Origin of the sequence: Hymenobacter polaris, from assembly GCF_012927305.1 — a bacterium.
GTDB lineage: Bacteria > Bacteroidota > Bacteroidia > Cytophagales > Hymenobacteraceae > Hymenobacter > Hymenobacter polaris.
The window spans coordinates 890,968-909,831 of the sequence record NZ_JABBGH010000002.1 but is presented as its reverse complement, the minus strand read 5'-3'; the positions used below and the strand labels follow the sequence as shown (position 1 = coordinate 909,831).

The 18,864-nt window shown below is 65.1% G+C and carries 12 protein-coding genes; all 12 read left to right on the top strand.

Features of this window, described 5'->3' with window-relative positions; all coding sequences use genetic code 11:
• Nucleotides 1-74 precede the first annotated feature (74 nt).
• Nucleotides 75-1,433 (top strand): SGNH/GDSL hydrolase family protein, encoded by a 1,359-nt coding sequence (locus tag HHL22_RS14105; RefSeq protein WP_169531990.1) that lies wholly within the window; start codon nucleotides 75-77, stop codon nucleotides 1,431-1,433.
• Between the two features lie 372 nt (nucleotides 1,434-1,805).
• On the top strand, nucleotides 1,806-2,828 hold the full coding sequence (locus HHL22_RS14100; RefSeq protein WP_169531989.1) for a FecR family protein: 1,023 nt from the start codon (nucleotides 1,806-1,808) through the stop codon (nucleotides 2,826-2,828).
• A gap of 50 nt (nucleotides 2,829-2,878) precedes the next feature.
• Complete coding sequence (locus HHL22_RS14095; protein ID WP_169531988.1) at nucleotides 2,879-6,361, top strand: SusC/RagA family TonB-linked outer membrane protein; 3,483 nt, start codon at nucleotides 2,879-2,881, stop codon at nucleotides 6,359-6,361.
• Nucleotides 6,362-6,385: 24 nt separating this feature from the next.
• Nucleotides 6,386-7,858, top strand: a complete 1,473-nt coding sequence (locus tag HHL22_RS14090; RefSeq protein WP_169531987.1) for a RagB/SusD family nutrient uptake outer membrane protein — start codon at nucleotides 6,386-6,388, stop codon at nucleotides 7,856-7,858.
• A gap of 300 nt (nucleotides 7,859-8,158) precedes the next feature.
• The gene (locus HHL22_RS14085) at nucleotides 8,159-9,589 is read left to right on the top strand and encodes a glycoside hydrolase family 30 protein (RefSeq protein WP_169531986.1); all 1,431 of its coding nucleotides are present in this window, start codon (nucleotides 8,159-8,161) and stop codon (nucleotides 9,587-9,589) included.
• A 64-nt stretch (nucleotides 9,590-9,653) separates the two neighbouring features.
• Complete coding sequence (locus HHL22_RS14080) at nucleotides 9,654-10,748, top strand: T9SS type A sorting domain-containing protein (RefSeq protein WP_169531985.1); 1,095 nt, start codon at nucleotides 9,654-9,656, stop codon at nucleotides 10,746-10,748.
• Between the two features lie 154 nt (nucleotides 10,749-10,902).
• Nucleotides 10,903-12,375, top strand: a complete 1,473-nt coding sequence (locus HHL22_RS14075; protein WP_169531984.1) for a glycoside hydrolase family 30 protein — start codon at nucleotides 10,903-10,905, stop codon at nucleotides 12,373-12,375.
• A 164-nt stretch (nucleotides 12,376-12,539) separates the two neighbouring features.
• Nucleotides 12,540-13,994: a glycoside hydrolase family 30 protein gene (locus HHL22_RS14070; protein ID WP_169531983.1), complete on the top strand. Its 1,455-nt coding sequence runs from the start codon at nucleotides 12,540-12,542 to the stop codon at nucleotides 13,992-13,994.
• Nucleotides 13,995-14,140: 146 nt separating this feature from the next.
• Complete coding sequence (locus HHL22_RS14065) at nucleotides 14,141-15,439, top strand: glycoside hydrolase family 5 protein (RefSeq protein ID WP_169531982.1); 1,299 nt, start codon at nucleotides 14,141-14,143, stop codon at nucleotides 15,437-15,439.
• 141 nt (nucleotides 15,440-15,580) lie between these two features.
• Entirely contained in the window at nucleotides 15,581-16,630 is a 1,050-nt protein-coding gene (locus HHL22_RS14060) for an alpha/beta hydrolase (RefSeq protein ID WP_169531981.1), read from the top strand.
• Nucleotides 16,631-16,759: 129 nt separating this feature from the next.
• Nucleotides 16,760-17,695 carry a PEP-CTERM sorting domain-containing protein gene (locus HHL22_RS14055; RefSeq protein WP_169531980.1) on the top strand — a complete coding sequence of 312 codons (936 nt, stop codon included), beginning with the start codon at nucleotides 16,760-16,762 and terminating at the stop codon, nucleotides 17,693-17,695.
• Nucleotides 17,696-17,821: 126 nt separating this feature from the next.
• On the top strand, nucleotides 17,822-18,733 hold the full coding sequence (locus HHL22_RS14050; RefSeq protein WP_169531979.1) for a DUF4886 domain-containing protein: 912 nt from the start codon (nucleotides 17,822-17,824) through the stop codon (nucleotides 18,731-18,733).
• The last annotated feature ends 131 nt before the right edge of the window (nucleotides 18,734-18,864 follow it).

Here is an 18,864-nt window from a genome sequence, read left to right as displayed (position 1 = left end):
GGGCGGGTAGCAGCCGGGGCTGCCTCAATTTTTGCCGCCCACTTTTGCGGCGTTTCTTCTTTGCTTTCCTTGCGATGCTACACAAGCTCCCGCTTTACACGCTGCTGGCCGGGCTCGGCCTCACTGCCCTAGGGCTAGCCGGCCGGCCCACGGCCGCGGCCACTACCGCCCGGCCATTCGGCGCCGCGGCCGACTCGCTCGACGCGCTGAAAATCGTGTACCTGGGCTCGTCGGTGCCGTATGGGCAGGGCGCTACCAACAAGTATGGCTATACCAGCCGCTACACTGCCGAGCTGCAGCAGCGCCACGCGGCCGGCCTGGGCCGGGCCTGGACGAGCGCCAACGCCTCGGTGCCGGGCGACAACACCAGCAAGGTGGCGGCCCGCTGGCGGCGCGACTTGCTACCCCAGCGCGGGCGCTACGTGGTGCTGGCCCTGAGTTTGGGCAACGAGGGCATCCACGGGGGCGGGCAGCCGATATTCGAGCAGTTTGGGCGCAACCTGGCGGCGCTGGTGGCGCGGGCGCGGGCCGACGGCCGGGTGCCGGTAATCACGAACTGCTACACCCGCAACGACTTCACGCCCGAGGACTACGCGTTCACCAAGCAAATGAATTTGCTGCTGCACGCCTGGACGGTGCCCACCGTGAACCTGCTCGGGGCCGTGGACGACGGCCAGGGCCACTGGGCGCCCGGCTACTGGGACGACGCGCTGCACCCCAACGACCGCGGCCACGCCGAGCTGGCCCGCGCCATTGTGCCCTCGCTGTTTGACGCGCTGCGGGCGGGCAAGCCGGTGCCGCGCTGGCAGCCCAGCTCCGGCACGGCCCTAGCCCCTGGGGCTGCCCTGCGGGTGGTGCCCGAGGCGGGGCTGCACGCCTTTACGCAGGCGGTTAGCTTTTGGGGGGCGGGCCCGGCGGGGCGGCTGCTGACGCTGACCGACAGCCTGGGCACGGGCTTTGTGGACCTCGACGCGGTAGGTACCCTCACCTACGCCTCGGCCAGGGGCGGGCGCTTGGCAAGCACCGGGCGCGCCACCGGGGCCCGCTGGCACCACCTGGTGCTGACGCACTACTACGCGCGGGGCGAAACCGTGCTTTACCTCGATAGCACCCGCGTGGGCAGCCTGCCCGAAAAGCTGCTACTGCGCCAGCTTACGCTAGGCGGCCACCCGGCGCGGCCGGGCGGCAAGTACCGCAACTGGCTGCTTTACCGCGCCGGCATGAACGCCGAGGAGGTGCACGCCCTGGCCGCCGACTCGCTGCTAAAATCGAGCCTGGAAGTGTACGCCCCCCTGGCCGGCCCCAAAGCCGCCCTGAGCAACCTGGCTCAAAGCACCAACCGGCTCCAACCACTGCCGCCCGCGGCCCCTGCCCGGCGGCCGCGGGCGTCTTCTTCGCCAGCCCGGCGGCCGGCACGCCCGGCAGCGCGCTAGCCCGGCGCAAGAGCAAGCCGACTAACTGCTTTTTCTTTAGCCAAGACCCTAGGGCACTTATGGCAGCCTAGGGCTAGGGAGCCGGCGCGGCACGGCTCGGCTGGACCGCTGGGTCTTTTTCTAGCCTGTTGAGCCTTCTTAAAGACAGTGGCAAAAGATGCTACCAAAGGATTACAGTGAGCGGCTTAAAACAAAGGTAGTTACTTACTCACTTTTTTTTGTTTTTGATAGTCAATAAGATAAGTAGTACGCGGCAACTTTTCTAAGGTGGCTGCTAAGGGGGAGTGCGCGCGCGCAGTGTAGTACTGCAAACGATTGTTACCTGGCCTGCGGGCGGGGATTCTAATCAGTTTGCTGCTTCAACGCTACGCTATGACCCCTACCGTTACCCAAGCCCTGGTAGCAGCCTACGCGCGCGGCACGGCCAGCCCAGCCGAAGCCGAAGCCGTCCGCGCCTGGCTCAGCCAACCCGCCAACCAGCTGCTGGCCACGCACTGGCTGCAGCAGCATTGGGACGAGCTGGCGACCACGCTACCCCTGGCCGCGCTGCCCGGCGACCCCGACTACGATGCGCTGCTAACCAGCCTGCACCCCCGCCTAGCCCCCCCGGTTGCTCCATACCGGGCCCCGCCCGCCACGTGGCGGCGCTGGGCGGCCGCGGCGGCGCTGGCCGGCACCGTCGCCGCGGGCGGCTGGCTCTACCAAAGCCAGCGCGGCCCGGCGCCCGCCGCGCCCCTGGCCACCCGCACCGCCTACGGCCAAACCCGCACCCTGCGCCTGAGCGACGGCTCGCAGGTGACGCTGAATGGGCACTCGCAGTTGCGCTACGCCGCCGCCTGGGCGCCCGGCCAGCCCCGCGAGGTGTGGCTGCAAGGCGAGGGCTACTTTGCCATTAAGCACACCGCCGACAACCAGCGCTTTTTGGTGCACACCGACGCGGGCTTGCAGGTGGAGGTGCTAGGCACCCAGTTTGTGGTGGCCCGCCGCCGCACCCAAACCCGCGTGGTGCTGCTGCAAGGCAAGGTGCGCGTGGAGTTTGACGACCGCCGCCAGCCCGATGTGCTGTTGAAACCCGGCGAGCTGGTGGAAACCCAGGACGCCCCCACGCCCGGCGCCGCCCCGGTAGTGACAACCCACCAGCGGGTGCACACCGCCCCCTACGCCGCCTGGAAAGACGCCGAGCTGGTGCTGGACGAAACCACCATTGCCGAGCTGGCCACCCGCCTGCACGACACCTACGGCCTGGACGTGGAAGTAACTACCCCCGAGCTGAACAATCGCCGCGTGACGGGCACCGTGCCCGTGCGCGAGCTGGACGTGCTGCTGCAGGCCCTGGAAGAAACCTTCCACCTGCGCATCACCCGGCAGGGCAACCGCCTGGTATTATCCGAATAACCTTCCTCCTTTTTGCTTCTACACTTTCCCCCACCCTTTCATTTTCACTTATGAACGGACCCCTTACGAACCTGGGCCTAGGTCGCTACCGGCGGCCTGCGGCCTGCCTCGTGGGCAGCGTGCTGCTGTTGCAGCTACACAGTGCCCCGGCCGCCGCGCAGCTGCTAGCCGTCAATGCCTCGTACCAGAGCGCCGCCCCCGCCCCGGCCGCCGAGTCGGTGCAGCTCAAGGCGCTGCTCAAGCAGTGGGAGCGTGAGTACCACGCCACCATTTTTTACGAGAGCCGGCTGGTAGACAATAAGCGCGTGCGGGCCCAGCCCGCGGCCGGCTCGCTGGCCGAGAAGCTGGCCGCCGTGCTGCCCCAAGCCAACCTGCAGTACAAGGAGCTGCGCGAAAACTACTTTGTGGTAACGAGCCGGGCCGAGGCTGGCGCCGCGGGCCCTAGGGCCGCTGCCGCCCCGCAAGACATTCCGGTGGCGGGCCGCGTGCTTGATAATAAGGGCCAGCCCCTGCCCGGCGTGACGGTGCTGGTGAAAGGCACTACTAATGGCACCAGCACCGACGCCGACGGCCGCTTTACGCTGAGCGTGTCCAACGGCGCCACGCTGGTGTTTAGCTCGGTGGGCTACCGCACCCAGGAGCTGCCGCCGCTGAACGGGCCTACCAGCACCCTGGAAGTGCGCCTGAGCGACGACCAGCAGGCCCTGAACGAGGTAGTGGTAGTGGGCTACGGCACCCAGAGCCGCCAGGACCTGAGCACCTCGGTAGCCTCGGTGGGCGGGGCGGCCCTGGCCCGCCAGCCCGTGGCGGGCTTCGACCAGGCCTTGCAGGGCCAGGCGCCCGGCGTGCAGGTGACGACGCCCTCGGGCGCGCCCGGCGGCGGCATCAACCTGCGCATCCGCGGCTCGGCTACGCTCAACCTGAATGCCTCGCCGCTGTACGTGATTGACGGGGTGCCCATCGTGCCCGACTACCAGCAGGAAATCACGACCAACAACCAGCGCATCAACCCGCTCAACACGCTGAACCCCGACGACATCGAGAGCATCGACGTGCTGAAAGACGGGGCTGCTGCTGCCATCTACGGCGTGCGCGCCGCCAACGGCGTGGTGGTGATTACGACCAAGCGCGGCAAGGTGGGCGCAGCGCAGGTGGGCCTCACGGCGTACTTCGGGCGGCAGATGCTGCGCAAGAAGCTCGACGTGCTCAACGCCCAGCAGTTTGCTTCGGAGTTCAACCAGATTCAGACTAACGCGGGCCTGGCCCCGGCCTTCACCGACCCCACCAACCCCGTTAGCCCCGACCCCGCCGCCCCCGGCCCCTACAACACCGACTGGCAGGACGCCGTGTACCGCGGCGCCAACATCCAGAACTACCAGCTCAACGTGAGCGGCGGCACCGAGAAGACGCGCTACTACGTGAGCGGCGGCTACTTCAACCAGCAGGGCATCAGCCTCAACTCGGGCTTCGACCGCTACAACTTTAAGGTGAACCTGACCCAGGAGCTGAGCAAGCGCTTCCGGGTGGGCACCAACCTGAATTTGAGCCGCTCGCACACCAACAGCTCGGTGCGCTCGGAAGCAGCCCTGGCCAACGGCGGCACGGTGCTGGGGGTGCTGACCCAGATACCGACCATCCCGATTTACAAGCCCAGCGGCATCTACGGCACCAACCCCTTCAACCAGTCGGACAACCCGGTGGGTAACCTGCTGGAAACCACCAACCAGGCCGTGGTGTACCAGACGGTGGGCAACATTTACGGCGAGTTTGACATCCTGCCCAACCTGCGGGTGCGCTCGAACCTGGGCATCGACTTCCGCAACCAAAGCGAGAACTACTTCCAGACTACCAACTACCCCGGCACCAGCAACGCCGACCCCAGCACCCGCGGCCGGGCCCAGACGGCGGCCAACACCCAGGTTATCTGGCTGAACGAGAACACGATTACCTGGAACCCGACCTTTGGCGAGAAGCACCACCTGACCCTCCTAGGGGGCGAGTCGATGCAGGAGTCGTTCCGCAACACGGCGGGCGCCACGGTGCAGGGCTTCAACTCCAACGCCGTACCGTACCTGAGCGCCGGCACGGCAGTAGTAGGCATCCCGTACAGCTACGCCGACTCGTGGTCGCTGCTCAGCTACTTTGCCCGCGCCAACTACGACTACGATGGTAAGTACTTGCTGCAAATAAGTGCCCGCGCCGACGGCACCAGCCGCTTCGCCAATCAGTACCGCTTCGGCTACTTCCCGGCGGCGTCGGCGGCCTGGCGCATCTCGAAGGAAAGCTTCTTCCCGGAGAACAACACCGTGAGCGACGTGAAGCTGCGTGCCAGCTTCGGGGCCAACGGCAATCAGGAGGTGTACACCTACCAGCGCTTTGCGCAGTATGGCCCCGGCTCGAACTACCAGGGCACCGGCTCTAGCATTGCGGGCGGCACCACCCAAACCACCATCGGCAACAATGACCTACGCTGGGAAACCACCTACCAGTACAACGCCGGCATCGACATTGGGATGTTTAGCAACCGCCTGACGCTGAACGTAGACGTGTACAACAAGCAGACCCGCGACCTGCTGCTGAATGTGCCCATTCCGCTAAGCACCGGTGCCCAGGCAAACCTGGGTCAGGCACCCACTGTGCTACAAAATCTGGGCAGCATTCAAAATAAAGGTCTGGAGATTGGCTTGAGTACGACCAATATTGAGTCGAATGAAGGCAGCTTCGGCTGGACGACTAGCTTGAATGTGAGCGGCAACCGCAACATGATTCGTGACTTAGGCACTCGGGTGAATGCCGATGGGGTAGCCGCGCCGACCGTCATCATCAGCGGCGCGCAGATTTCGCAGGCAGGGCAGCCCCTAGGGGTATTTTACGGGCTGCGCACCAACGGCATCGTGCAGACCACTGCCGAGGCGACTGCTGAGCCTAAACACTACGGCGTTGCGGCCCAGCCGGGCGACGTCAAATACGTGGACGTGAACAACGACGGCGTTATCAACGATAGTGACCGAGTTATAATTGGCAACCCCAACCCCAAGGCCTTCGCAGGCGTGACCAATAACTTCTCGTACAAGGGCCTGGAGCTGAGCGTATTCTTTCAGGGCCAGTTTGGCAACGAGATTTACAACCAGACGCGCCAGATTTTGGAGTCGCAATCGGACCCCAACAACCAAACCACGCGGGTGCTCAACCACTGGTCGCCCACCAACACGAATACCGACATTCCGCGCCCGGTGCGCTACGACCCGGCCGGCAACAACCGCTTCTCGAACCGCTGGCTGGAAGACGGCTCCTACGTGCGCCTCAAGAACGTGACGCTGGCTTATACCATCCCCACGAGCATTAGCAAGCGGGCCGCTTTGAGCAACATTCGGGTGTACGTGACGGGCCAGAACCTGATAACCTGGACCCACTACCTGGGCTACGACCCCGAGGTAAGCGCCAATCCCTTCTCGACCACCAACCCCGGTGTGGACTACGGCGTGTACCCGCAGACGCGCACCTACACGGTGGGCCTCAACGCAACTTTTTAAGCTTCAGCCAGCCTAGAATTCCCCATGAAAAAGCTACTATCACCCGCGCTCGGCGCGCTTGCGCTGCTGGCGAGCTGCAACTTCCTTGACAAGCAGCCCCTAGGGACTATTTCGCCCAACAACTTCTTTAAGACTTCCAGCGACGCGGAGGCTAGCCTCACAGCCGTGTACGACGGCCTGCAGCAGACGGGCTCCTACGGCCAGGACCAGATTGAGATGGGCGAGATGCCCAGCGACAACTGCACCACCACTAACGGCGACGTGAACGCGTTGGAAAAAATTATTTGGAGCACCACCACTAGCCAGGTGAACAATGTGTACCAGAGCAATTTTTTGGGCGTGAACCGGGCCAACGTCGTGATTAAGTACGTGCCCACCGTGAGCATGGACACCGCCCGCCGCAGCCAGATTGTGGGCGAGGCCCAGTTTTTGCGGGCGCTCTACTACTTCAACCTGGCGCGGGCCTACGGCGGGGTGCCCCTGCGCCTGCAGCCCAGCGAAAGCGGCGCCCCCTCGGACGTAAACACCGCCCGCTCGACCCAGGACCAGGTGTATGACCAGGTGGTGAGCGACTTGCAGCAGGCTATTGTGCGGATGAGCAGCAGCCAGGCCAACCGCGCCACCAAGAACTCGGCCCGCGCCCTGCTGGCGCGCGTGCAGCTGACGCGCCGCAACTGGGCCGCCGCCCTGGCCGCCGCCAACGCCGTAACGGGCGTGACGCTGAACACAACGCCCAACAGCCTGTACCCGGCCGAGAACAAGGGCAGCGAGTCGCTCTTCGAGGTGCAGTTTGCGGGCAATAGCGACGGCGGCAACATCGTGCCCGACCTGTCGCTGCCCTCGCCGCTGGCTACCTACTCGTTTCCGAAGTTCAACATCCCCACCAGCGAGCTGATTGCCTACGCCGACACCACCCGCGCCAACGGCGACCGCCGCTGGACCAACAGCGGGGTGGTGAACGCCAGCAACGGCAGCCGCGTGGGCCGCAGCTACGTGAGCATGATTATTGGCACCGGCAGCAACAACAACGACCAGGGACCCTTCGTGTACAAGTGGCGCAGCATCGGCAACGGCTTCAACTCGGTGGATAACACCTACGTGCTGCGCTACGCCGAAACCCTGCTGACGGCCGCCGAAGCCAGCAACGAGCTGAACGGCCCCACCGCCGCGGCCCTCTCGCCCCTCAACCAGGTGCGGCAGCGCGCCGGCCTGGCCGCCCTCACGCTGGCCTCGACGCAGGCGCTGAGCAAGCAAGCTCTGCGCGCCGAAATTGACCGCCAGCGCCGCCTGGAGTTGGCCTTCGAGGGCGAGCGCTGGTGGGACCTTACCCGCTACGCCCGCCACACCATCGCCGACCCCTCGGCCACGCACCCCGTCACGGCCCTCACTATTATTCAGCAGTTCACGGGCGCGGCCAACCAGAATTACTTGGTGTTTCCCATTCCGCAAACCGAGCTGAACACCAACCCGCTCATCACGCAAAACCCAGGTTATTAAGTCAATTAGCAGTGCGCAATGCTTGGCTGCTAACTGATAATTGGTCACTGATAATTGAAAAAAGTTGGCTGCTGCTGCGGGGGCGGGGAAAGTGAAAAGAATCCTCTAGTCCCTGGGCAGTATGCCTAGGTAGGTCGCCGGCCGGTGGGGGCCGGTGGCTTACCTATTTTTTGGTGGTCGCCGGGCGGGCGGCTCGCTTGCTTCCCTCCCAGCATCTCAGCTACCACCTTATAGCATACAGTTTTACTTCTCCTTTTTCCCACGGCCGGCCCTAGGGCCGGCGTTGAATTCCCGCTCGTTATGAAGTACTTGCTGGCCCGGTATAGCTTGCTGGCGCTGGGGCTACTGCCCCTAGGCCCCGCCCGCGCCCAAAAGGCCCCGCGGGCAGCGCGCCCCGCCGGCGGCGTAAGCTGCTGGCTGACTACCCCCGACCAAACCCAGCTGCTGCAGCCTCAGGCGCCGCTGGCGTGGGTTAAGGCCGTACCCGCCGACGGGGGCGTTATTGCGGTGGACGATGCCCAGCGCTTCCAAACCATGGACGGCTTTGGCTACTGCCTGACCGGGGGCAGCGCCGAGCTGCTGCACGCCATGAGCGCCCCGGCCCGCGCCAAGCTGCTGCGCGAGCTGTTTGGGCAGGGGCCCGGCGGCATTGGCGTGAGCTACCTGCGCGTCAGCATCGGGGCCTCGGACCTGGACGCCAGCGTGTTTAGCTACGACGACCTGCCCGCCGGCCAAACCGACCCCACGCTGGCGCATTTCAGCCTGGCGCCTGACGAAAAGCACCTGATTCCGGTGCTGAAGGAGATTCTAGCCATTCAGCCCGGCATCAAGCTGCTGGGCTCGCCCTGGAGCCCGCCGGCCTGGATGAAAACCAACGAGGCCAGCAAGGGCGGCTCGCTAAAGCCGGAGTTTTACCCCGCCTACGCGCAGTACTTCGTGAAGTACCTGCGGGGCATGGCCGCCCAGGGCATCGTGCTCGATGCCGTGACGGTGCAAAACGAGCCCCTGCACCCCGGCAACAACCCCAGCCTGCTGATGACGGCTGAGCCCCAGGCCGAGTTTATCGGCCAGCACCTGGGGCCGGCCCTCAAGGCGGCAGGTCTCAAAACCAAGATTATCTGCTACGACCACAACTGTGACAAGCCCGAGTACCCGCTCACGGTGCTGGGCAATGCGCAGGCCAACCCCTACGTCGATGGCTCGGCCTTCCACCTCTACGCCGGCCCTATTTCGGCCCTGAGCAAGGTGCACGACGCCTACCCGCAGAAGAACGTGTACTTCACTGAGCAGTGGACGGGCTCGAAATCAACCTTTGCTGATAACCTGGGTTGGCACGTGAAGAACCTAGAGATTGGGGCCCCGCGCAACTGGGCCAAAGCCGTGCTGGAGTGGAACCTGGCCGCCGACCCGCAGCAAAACCCCCACACGCCCGGCGGCTGCACCGAGTGCCTAGGGGCCCTCACCCTGGCCCCCGGCGACCAGGTGACGCGCAACGTGGCCTACTACACGGTGGCCCATGCCAGCAAGTTTGTGCCCACCGGCTCGGTGCGCCTGGGCTCGACGGAGGTGGCGGGCCTGCCCAACGTGGCTTTTCGCACGCCCCAGGGCCAGCACGTGCTGCTGGTGCAAAACGACCAGAAGCAGGCCCAGACCTTCAGCATCCGGCCGGGTGGCGCGCGCGCGGCCACGGCCACGCTGCCGGCCGGCGCGGTGGCTACCTACGTGTGGTAGGCCCTAGGGCCAATTTTTGAATTACTACTAGTTTCCCTTTCACCCTTTTTTCCCACTCAGTTGTATGAAAAACACATTTACCCTCTCTGCCCTGGCTGCCCTGCTGGCTGCCGGCTTCAGCGCTCAGGCGCAGTTTACCGTCGATGGTACCCTAGGGTCGTCGGAGCTGGGCACCGGCACCGGCAAGTACCAGCTGGTGGGCACCTACACCGGCACCCACTCGGTGAGTGACCGCGGCCTGAAAGCCCTCTATATGGGCACCACCGCCACTACCCTCAACGTGCTGGTGGTGTGCACGCCCGAGCAAGCCAGCGGGGTGTATACCCACACGCTGCTGTATTTGGACGTGCCGGGCAAAACGGGCGTGGCCGCTGGCACGGCGCTGCCGGGCGTGTCGGGCAACACGCCGCTCACCCAGAAGCCGACCCTCGACCTGCCCAACACGGACTACGTGTTCCGCATCACTACCTCGCCGCTCGACGACCAGCCGGGCGCCATGTACCTGAGCCGGGCCGACTACACCGTGGCCACGCCCGTGGAAGTGAACATGGGCTCGGCCGGCAAGAATGGCACCGTCACCTCGGACGGCAACGACCCGTCGGGGGCCACTACGGCCTATAAAACGTCGAGCAGCGTGGCGGCCAATACCACCACCGGCTGGGAGTTTTCGATTCCGCTGAGTGCCCTAGGGGGGGCCGCCGCGGGCAGCAACATCAACGTGATGGTGGGCTACGTGCGCGACTCGGACAAGGGCTTCTACTCGGACGTGCTGCCCCAAATTGCGGGCCAAACCACCGACCTGGGCCTCAACCCCAACTTCACCACCATTGCCGGCAAGCAGTACTACACCTACCAGGTGGGCACCGGCGTGCTGGTCAGCCGCGCGGCTAGCAGCACCCTGGCCACCAGCGCCTACCCCAACCCCCTAGGGGCCGACAGCCGCCTGAGCTACACCGTGGCCGGCGCCAGCGCCCCCGTGAGCGTAGTGGCCTACAACACCCTGGGCCAGCCTGCCCTCACGCTGCTCGACGGCGCCCCCCAGCCCGCGGGCGAGCACACCCTGGCCTTGGCGCCGCTGCAGCGCCTGGCCGCCGGCGTGTACCTGCTGCACGTGCGGGCTGGCGACCAGCTCAGCACCCAGCGCGTGGTGGTGCGCTAGCCAAAAGTGCCCGCTGGCTACCCCGCCAGCGGGCACTTTTTTGCGCCGGCCCGCGCTATACCAAGCAGCCAGACACACCACATATAACTATAAATTATTTACAAACAGCTACTTACTCATTTACTACTTACCCACTTCCTTCCCCTAGCCTCCCATGCCTTTTCCCACCCTCACCCGCTGGCGCCGGCCGGCGCTTTTGCTGGCTTCGCTGGCCCTGCTGGCCGGGGCCTGCAAAAGCAGCGGCGGCGACCCCGTGACGCCCACGCCGACCCCTACGCCCACGCCCACCCCTACGCCCACCACCTCGTCGCAGGTGGCCGTGTGGCTGACCACCTCCGACCGGGGCGCCCTGTTCAATCGCCAGCAGGTGAGCCTGCAGTTTGCGGCCAACACCAACCAGAACCCCACCATTGCGGTCGATACCACCCAGACCTACCAGACGATGGATGGCTTTGGCTACTGCCTGACCGGGGGCAGCGCCCAGGTGATGAGCAAGATGAGCGCTTCGGCGCGGGCCGCGCTCATCAAGGAGTTGTTTGCTACCGATAGCACCTCCCTAGGGGTGAGCTACCTGCGCGTGAGCATCGGGGCCTCGGACCTCAACGACCAGGTGTATACCTACGACGACGCGGGCACGCCCGACCCCACGCTGGCCAGCTTCAGTTTGGCGCCCGACCAGGCGTACTTCATTCCGGTGCTGAAGGAGATTCTGGCCGTGAACCCGAACATCAAAATCCTGGGCTCGCCCTGGACGGCCCCCTCGTGGATGAAAAGCAACAACAACCCCGTGGGGGGCTCACTGCTGCCGCAGTACTACGACGCCTACGCCCGGTACTTCGTCAAGTACATTCAGGGGATGCGGGCGGCGGGCATCACCATCGACGCGGTGACGCTGCAGAACGAGCCCCTTTACGGGGGCAACAACCCGAGCATGCTGATGAGCGCGGCCGAGCAAACCACCTTCATCAAGAACAACGTGGGGCCGGCGTTCAAGGCGGCGGGCATCAATACCAAGATTATTGCCTACGACCACAACTGCGACCGGCCCGACTACCCCGAGGCGGTGCTGGCCGACGCCCAGGCCAACCCCTACGTCGATGGCTCGGCCTTTCACCTCTACGGCGGCACCATCGACGCCCTCACCCCGGTGCACAATGCCTTTCCCGATAAGAACGTGTACTTCACCGAGCAGTGGACGCAGGCGCCCGGCAATTTCGCCAGCGACCTCAGCTACCACGTGAACAACCTGGAGATTGGGGCCTCGCGCAACTGGGCCAAGGCCGTGCTGGAGTGGAACCTGGCCACCGACGCCACCTACGGCCCGCACACCAACGGCGGCTGCACCCAGTGCCTGGGGGCCGTCACCATCAGCGGCGACCAGGTAACGCGCAACCCGGCCTACTACACGGTGGCCCACAGCAGCAAGTTTGTGCGGCCCGGCTCGGTGCGCGTGGCGACCAACCTGCCCGCCAACCTGCCCAACGTAGCCTACAAAACCCCCAACGGCAAGCGCTGCCTGGTGGTGCTGAACACGGGTAACACCCAGCAGGCCTTCAATATTCAGTACAAAGGCAAGGTGGTGAGCACGTCGCTCTACGCCGGCGCGGTGGCTACGTATGTGTGGTAGCTGACCGTGCCCGGAAAAGAACGTCATGCTGAGCTTGTCGAAGCATCTCTACCGCGTAGGTAATCCTAACGTCAGGAGTCACTTACGCGCTAGAGATGCTTCGGCAAGCTCAGCATGACGTTCTTGTTACACCTAACCACTTTTCCCACCCCCCTCTTCTTTTCATGACCAAGCATTTTTTACCCGCCCTAGGGCTGCTAGCGGCCTTAGGGCTCGCCCAGCCGGCCGCGGCCCAAACCACCTACTCGGCCGCCGGCAAATCGGCCCAGGTGTACACCACCGCCCAGGGCACCGACCAGCGCCTGGCGGCCGGCGGCGCCCTCCCGTTCAAGGAAGTGGGCCAGCCGGTGGAAACCCAGGTGTGCGTATTCGTGAACCCCGAGCGCCAGTTTCAGACGCTGGTGGGCATCGGGGGGGCGCTGACGGATGCCTCGGCCGAGGTGTTTGCCAAGCTGCCCAAGGCCAAGCAGCAGGAGTTGCTGCAAGCCTACTACAGCCCTACGGCCGGCATCGGCTACACGCTGGCCCGCACCAACATCGGCAGCTGCGACTTTTCGAGCGACAGCTACACGTATGTGAAGGACAACGACAAGAGTCTTAAGTCGTTCAGCGTGAAGCACGACGAGAAGTACAAGCTGCCGCTCATCAAGCAGGCCACGGCGGCGGCGGGCGGCCAGCTCACGCTCTTTGCCAGCCCCTGGACGCCCCCGGCCTGGATGAAAACCAACCACGACCTGCTGCACGGCGGCCACCTGCTGCCCGAGTACCGCCAGGCCTGGGCCGAGCACTTCGTGAAGTTTGTGCAGGCCTACGAGAGGCTAGGCGTGCCGGTGTGGGGCCTCACAGTGCAAAACGAAGAGATGGCCACCCAGAAGTGGGAGTCGTGCGTGTACACGGCCGAGGAGGAGCGCGACTTCGTGAAGGGTTTCCTAGGGCCCACGCTGCAGAAAAACGGGCTGAGCGATAAGAAGCTCATGGCCTGGGACCACAACCGCGACCTGGTGCAGCAGCGGGCCAGCGCCGTGTTCGACGACCCCGAGAGCGCCAAGTACCTCTGGGGCCTGGGCTACCACTGGTACGAAACCTGGACCGGCAGCGGCATGCTGTTTGGCAACGTGGCGCGCGTGCACGAGATGTATCCCGATAAGCAGCTGTTCTTCACCGAGGGCTGCGTCGAGAACTTCAAGCTCGACCAAGTGAAGGAGTGGCGCCTGGGCGAGCGCTACGGCTACTCGATGATTAATGACTTCAACGCCGGCACGGCGGGCTGGACCGACTGGAACATCCTGCTCGACGAGCAGGGCGGCCCCAACCACGTGGGCAACTTCTGCTTTGCCCCGGTGCACGCCGACCTGCGCACCGGCGAGCTGATTTATACCAACGCCTACTACTACATCGGGCACTTCTCGAAGTTTATCCGCCCCGGCGCCAAGCGCGTGGCCGTGAGCACCAACCGCGACTGGCTGCAAGCCACCGCCTTCCAGAACACCGACGGCAAGCTGGCCGTGGTGGTGATGAACCGCGGCGACCAGCCCCAGGAGTTTCAGCTCTGGATAAAGGGCCAGGCCGTGGCCACCACCAGCCCCGCCCACTCCATGGCCACGTATGTGGTTAACTAGCAATGAGGGGCCTCACCCCCCGGCCCCCTCTCCTTCAGAGAGGGGGAGCCACAGCACAAGCCTAACGTTGGTAGGCGTCAGGCTCCCCCTCTCTGAAGGAGAGGGGGCCGGGGGGTGAGGCCTTTCGTCAGAACAAGACTTTTCCCATGAAACTCCTCCCGTTCCTTTTCCTCGCCGCCCTCCCCGCCCTGGCCCAAACCACCACCGCCCCGCTGCTGCGCGCCGAAGGCCCCAAAATCGTGGATGCCCAGCACCGCGACGTGCTGCTGCAGGGCATGAACGTGGGCGGCTGGCTGCTGCAAGAGGGCTACATGATGAAGCCCGGCTACGGTGGCACCCAGGGCTCGGTGAAGAAGGTGCTCTACGGCGCGGGCCTGAGCGAGGCGGCGGTGGAGAAGTTCTACCAGCAGTGGCGCGCCACTTTCATCACCAAGGCCGACATCGACTACATCGCGCAGCAGGGCTTCAACTGCGTGCGCCTGCCACTGCACTACGAGCTGTTTCTGACCGCCCAGCAGCGGGCGGTGCGCAACGGGGTCATCAAGGGCACGGTGCCCTACGCCGACTACGTGGCCAAGCTGCGCGAGTGGCAGCAGCAGGGCGAGCTGTTTCGGAAGCCCGAGCAGCTCGACGCCATCCGGCTCATCGACCAGACCCTAGGGTGGTGCGCGGCCAATAAGCTCTACGTAGTGCTGGATTTGCACGCCGCGCCCGGCGCCCAGGGCACCGATACCAACATTGCCGACGCGCTGCAGCCCAACGACTTCTGGAACGAGCCGGTGTACCAGACCATCACCAATGAGCTGTGGGCCACGCTGGCGAAGCGCTACAAAAACGACGGCCGCATTGCCATGTATGACCTCGTGAACGAGCCCAACAACGTGCCCGGCGGCAACGCGGCCATCCACACCATGCTGGAGCGGCTCATCAACACCGTGCGGGCCCAGGGCGACGAGCACCTGCTGCTGCTGGAAGGCAACGGCTTCGGCAACAACTACAACGAGCTGCTGCCCAGTAGCTTCACGCACCACCAGAACCTGGTGTACAACTCGCACCGCTACAGCATCCTGCCCAAGTACCCGCTCAGCAACGCGCCCGATGCCAGCAACCCCGACGCCAACCAGCTCGGCGCCATCGGCAACTTGGTGGCTTTCCGGCAGGCACAGCAGGTGCCGGTGTGGGTGGGCGAAACCGGCGAGAACTCGCCCGAGTGGATGGGCGAGGCCGCCCGCAACCTCAACGCCGCCGGCATCGGCTGGTGCAACTGGACTTACAAGCGCTTCTCCGACCAGCCCATTGCCTCGCTGCTGCGCATCAAGCCCCCCTACCTGGTGGACGTAAAAAGTGCCGCCGACCTACCGGTGATTCTGGAAGACATCAAGTTTAAGAACTGCGTGCCCAACGAAGGCGTGGTGAAGGCCCTAGGAGCGGAATTGAAGCGGTAATATAAAAATCAAGAAAGGCGGTCATGCTGAGCTTGCCGAAGCATCTCTACTGCGTAACTAACTCTTGACATTGGTTCTACTTGCGCGGTAGAGATGCTTCGGCAAGCTCAGCATGACCGCCTTTTTTTCAACTGCTAATCTGTGCGCCGTCTATTCTGCCTCCTGCTGCTCCTCGCCGCCCTAGGCCCCGCCCGCGCCCAAACGGCCCCGGCGGCCGGGCGGCTCGTCGTCACGCACCTCGACTCGAAGCTGCTGCGCGGCAACCCCGGCGGCGAGAACCCTAGGCGCCGGGTGAGCGTGTACCTGCCGGCCGGCTACGACGCCAGCCCCGGCAAGCGCTACCCGGTGGTGTACTTTCTGCACGGCTTTACGTGGAATGACAGCCTGATTTTCAACCAGGACGGCATGAAGGCGCTGCTCGACCAGGCCATCGCCGCCGGGCAAATCCGGCCCTTCATTATGGTGGTGCCCGACGAGCAGACGCGCTTTGGCGGTAGCTGGTACGTTAACTCGGCCACCAACGGACCCTGGGGCGACTTCACGGCCCGCGAGTTGGTGGCATTTATCGACAAGAACTTCCGCACGCTGGCCAAGCCCGGCAGCCGCGGCCTGGCCGGCCACTCGATGGGCGGCGGCGGCACCGTGCGCCTGGCCCTGGCCTACCCCGGCACCTGGGCGGCCGCCTACGCCCTGAGCCCGGCGCTGCTGGGCCCGCACCCCAGCTACACGCCGGGGCCGGGCCTAGGGGCGGCGCTCCGGGCCCGCAGCATGGCCGACGTACTGGGCAACCACGCCGTGCTGTCCGTCATTTCGGGCGCCCGCGCCTTCACGCCCGACCCCGCCGCTAAGCCCTTCGGCGCCGACCTGCCCGGCTCGCTCGGCGCCGACAGCCTGGCCCGGCGCGATGCCGTGCTGGCCCGCAGCGTGCCCCAGACGCCCCTCTACACCCTGCCCACCCACGCCGCTGCCCTGCGCCAGCTGCGCGGCTTCGCCTTCGACTGGGGCGCCCAGGACGAGGTGAAGCACATTCCGCCTACCTGCCACCAGTTCAGCAACTTGCTCACGGTATTCGGCCTGCCGCACACGGCCGAGGAGTACCAGGGCACCCACGGCAGCCGCATCATGGGGCCCACCGGGCGGGTGTATCAGCATGTGCTGCCGTTCTTTAATAAGCATCTGGATTTTGAGTAGCCAACTAAACAGGTAGATTTCCCGCAGAGGGCGCAGTGTTTGCGCAGAAGACGCAGAGCGCGGACGTTAGCCTCTGCGTCTTCTGCGCAAACACTGCGCCCTCTGCGGGAAATCCGTTGAACAACTCCTATGAACCTCCCCACTCTCCTGCTCGCCGCCCTGCCCCTAGGGGCCCTCGCCCACCCCGCCGCGCCGCCTACTAAGCCGACGGTTATCCTCTTCGTGGGCAACAGCTTCTTTCACGGCGCCTTCAAGCCGGTGCTGAACTACAACGCGGCGGCCATTACCGACGAGAACTTCCGGCCGGGCCGCAGCGGGCAGCGCCGCCGCCAGTATGAGCACGAGGAGGGCCCCTGGGGCGGCATCCCAGGCATCTTCAAGAAGCTCACCGACGAGGCGGGGCTGAACTACGAGGTGCACTTGGAGGCCATCAGCGGGCAGACGCTGCAGTTCCACTACGACAGCGCGCTGGCCGTAATTAAGCAGCCCAAGTGGAACACGGTGGTGATGCACGACTACAGCACTGGTCCGGTGCCCACCCGCCACGGCGGCCAGCCCGCGCGCTTCTTCACCTACGCTACCAAGCTGGAACAGGCCGTGCACAAGGCCAATCCTAGGGCCCAGGTGTACCTCTACGAAACCTGGACCCGCGCCGACCAAACCTATCCCGAGGGCAAGGGCTACTCGGGCCTGCCCCTCGACTCGATGCAGACCGACCTGCACCGCGCCTACTACCGCGAAGCCGCGCAGGATAAGCAGATTGCGGGCGTGGCGCCGGCCGGCGACGCCTGGCTGCGCGCCATCCGCCAGGGCGTGGCCGACCCCAACCCCTACGACGGCACCGACGCGGGCAAAGTAGACCTGTGGGGGCCCGACCACTACCATCCTAGCATCTACGGCGCCTACCTCAACGCCTGCGTACTACTGGCCGAGATTACAGGCTACGACCCGTGCAAGCTAGGCCGCCAGGAGCAGGCCGCCGCCGCGCTGGGCATCGCGCCCGAGGTAGCCGCCCGGCTGCAAAAAGTGGCGTGGGAGCAGGTGAAAGCCGGTCGCAAGGGCTAGGCGCTCGGTAGCAATAGCAGGCAGCTGCATAAGAATCGACAGCCGCCGCGGGTGCAAGGCAGCAATGGCGGCTTTTTTGCGCCAGCCGTATCTTATCCGGCCCACTCTTCCGCTACTTTCCCACCTATGCGCCTCCTTCCGCTTCTGCTGGCCGGCCTGTCCCTAGGGGCCCTCGCCCAGCCAGCCCAGCCCAACGTTATCCTGTTCATTGGCAACAGCTTTACGCACGGGGCCTTTGCGCCGGTGCTGGGCTACAACACGGCGCTGGTGACCGACGAGAACCTGAATACCACCGGGCCGCGCAGCCCGCGCCAACATGCGGATGGGCCTTGGGCCGGCATCCCGGGCATTTTCAAGAAGCTTACCGATGAGGCCGGCTTCAACTACGAAATACATCTGGAAGTCATTACCGGCGAAACCCTGAAGTACCACTACGACAACGCGCTCGACGTTATCAAGCAGCCGCGCTGGAACACGGTGGTGATGCACGACCACAGCCTGGGCCCGACGCCCGCCCGCCACACGGGCTCGCCCGAGCGCTTCTACACCTACGCCACCAAGCTGGAGCAGGCCGTGCACGAGGCCAACCCCCGCGCCAAAGTCTACCTCTACGAAACCTGGGCGCGAGCTGACCAGACCTACCCCGAGGGCAAGGGCTACTCAGGCCTGCCCCTCGACTCGATGCAAACCGACTTGCACCGCGCCTACTACCAGGAAGCTGCCCAAGACAAAGGCTTTAGCGGCGTGGCCCCGGCCGGTGATGCCTGGCTGCGCGCCATCCGCCAGGGCCTGGCCGACCCCAACCCCTACGATGGCACCGACGCGGGCAAGCTCGACCTCTGGGGCCGCGACCATTACCATCCCAGCCGCTACGGCTCGTACCTCAACGCCTGCGTGCTACTGGCTGAGGTAACCGGCTACGACCCGCGCAAGCTAGGCCGCCAGGAGCAGGCCGCCGCCGCGCTGGGCATCGCGCCCGAGATTGCCAAAAAGCTGCAGCAAATAGCCTGGGAGCAGGTAAAGGCCGGGAGGCCCTAGGGCCCTTGGCATAGCCTGAAACCAGCCGGGCAGGCTGAGCTGGCCGAAGCCTCTCTCCCGCGCAAGTAATCCCAACGTCAGAGGTTGCTTACGCAGTAGAGATGCTTCGGCCAGCTCAGCCTGACCGGCTG

What these genes read in the sequence shown, in the direction of transcription:
- HHL22_RS14070 (WP_169531983.1), top strand. Translation starts at nt 12,540, where the DNA reads ATGACCAAGCATTTTTTACCCGCCCTAGGGCTGCTAGCGGCCTTAGGG.
- HHL22_RS14055 (WP_169531980.1), top strand. Translation starts at nt 16,760, where the DNA reads ATGAACCTCCCCACTCTCCTGCTCGCCGCCCTGCCCCTAGGGGCCCTC.
- HHL22_RS14090 (WP_169531987.1), top strand. Translation starts at nt 6,386, where the DNA reads ATGAAAAAGCTACTATCACCCGCGCTCGGCGCGCTTGCGCTGCTGGCG.
- HHL22_RS14065 (WP_169531982.1), top strand. Translation starts at nt 14,141, where the DNA reads ATGAAACTCCTCCCGTTCCTTTTCCTCGCCGCCCTCCCCGCCCTGGCC.
- HHL22_RS14100 (WP_169531989.1), top strand. Translation starts at nt 1,806, where the DNA reads ATGACCCCTACCGTTACCCAAGCCCTGGTAGCAGCCTACGCGCGCGGC.
- HHL22_RS14050 (WP_169531979.1), top strand. Translation starts at nt 17,822, where the DNA reads ATGCGCCTCCTTCCGCTTCTGCTGGCCGGCCTGTCCCTAGGGGCCCTC.
- HHL22_RS14095 (WP_169531988.1), top strand. Translation starts at nt 2,879, where the DNA reads ATGAACGGACCCCTTACGAACCTGGGCCTAGGTCGCTACCGGCGGCCT.
- HHL22_RS14075 (WP_169531984.1), top strand. Translation starts at nt 10,903, where the DNA reads ATGCCTTTTCCCACCCTCACCCGCTGGCGCCGGCCGGCGCTTTTGCTG.
- HHL22_RS14085 (WP_169531986.1), top strand. Translation starts at nt 8,159, where the DNA reads ATGAAGTACTTGCTGGCCCGGTATAGCTTGCTGGCGCTGGGGCTACTG.
- HHL22_RS14080 (WP_169531985.1), top strand. Translation starts at nt 9,654, where the DNA reads ATGAAAAACACATTTACCCTCTCTGCCCTGGCTGCCCTGCTGGCTGCC.
- HHL22_RS14105 (WP_169531990.1), top strand. Translation starts at nt 75, where the DNA reads ATGCTACACAAGCTCCCGCTTTACACGCTGCTGGCCGGGCTCGGCCTC.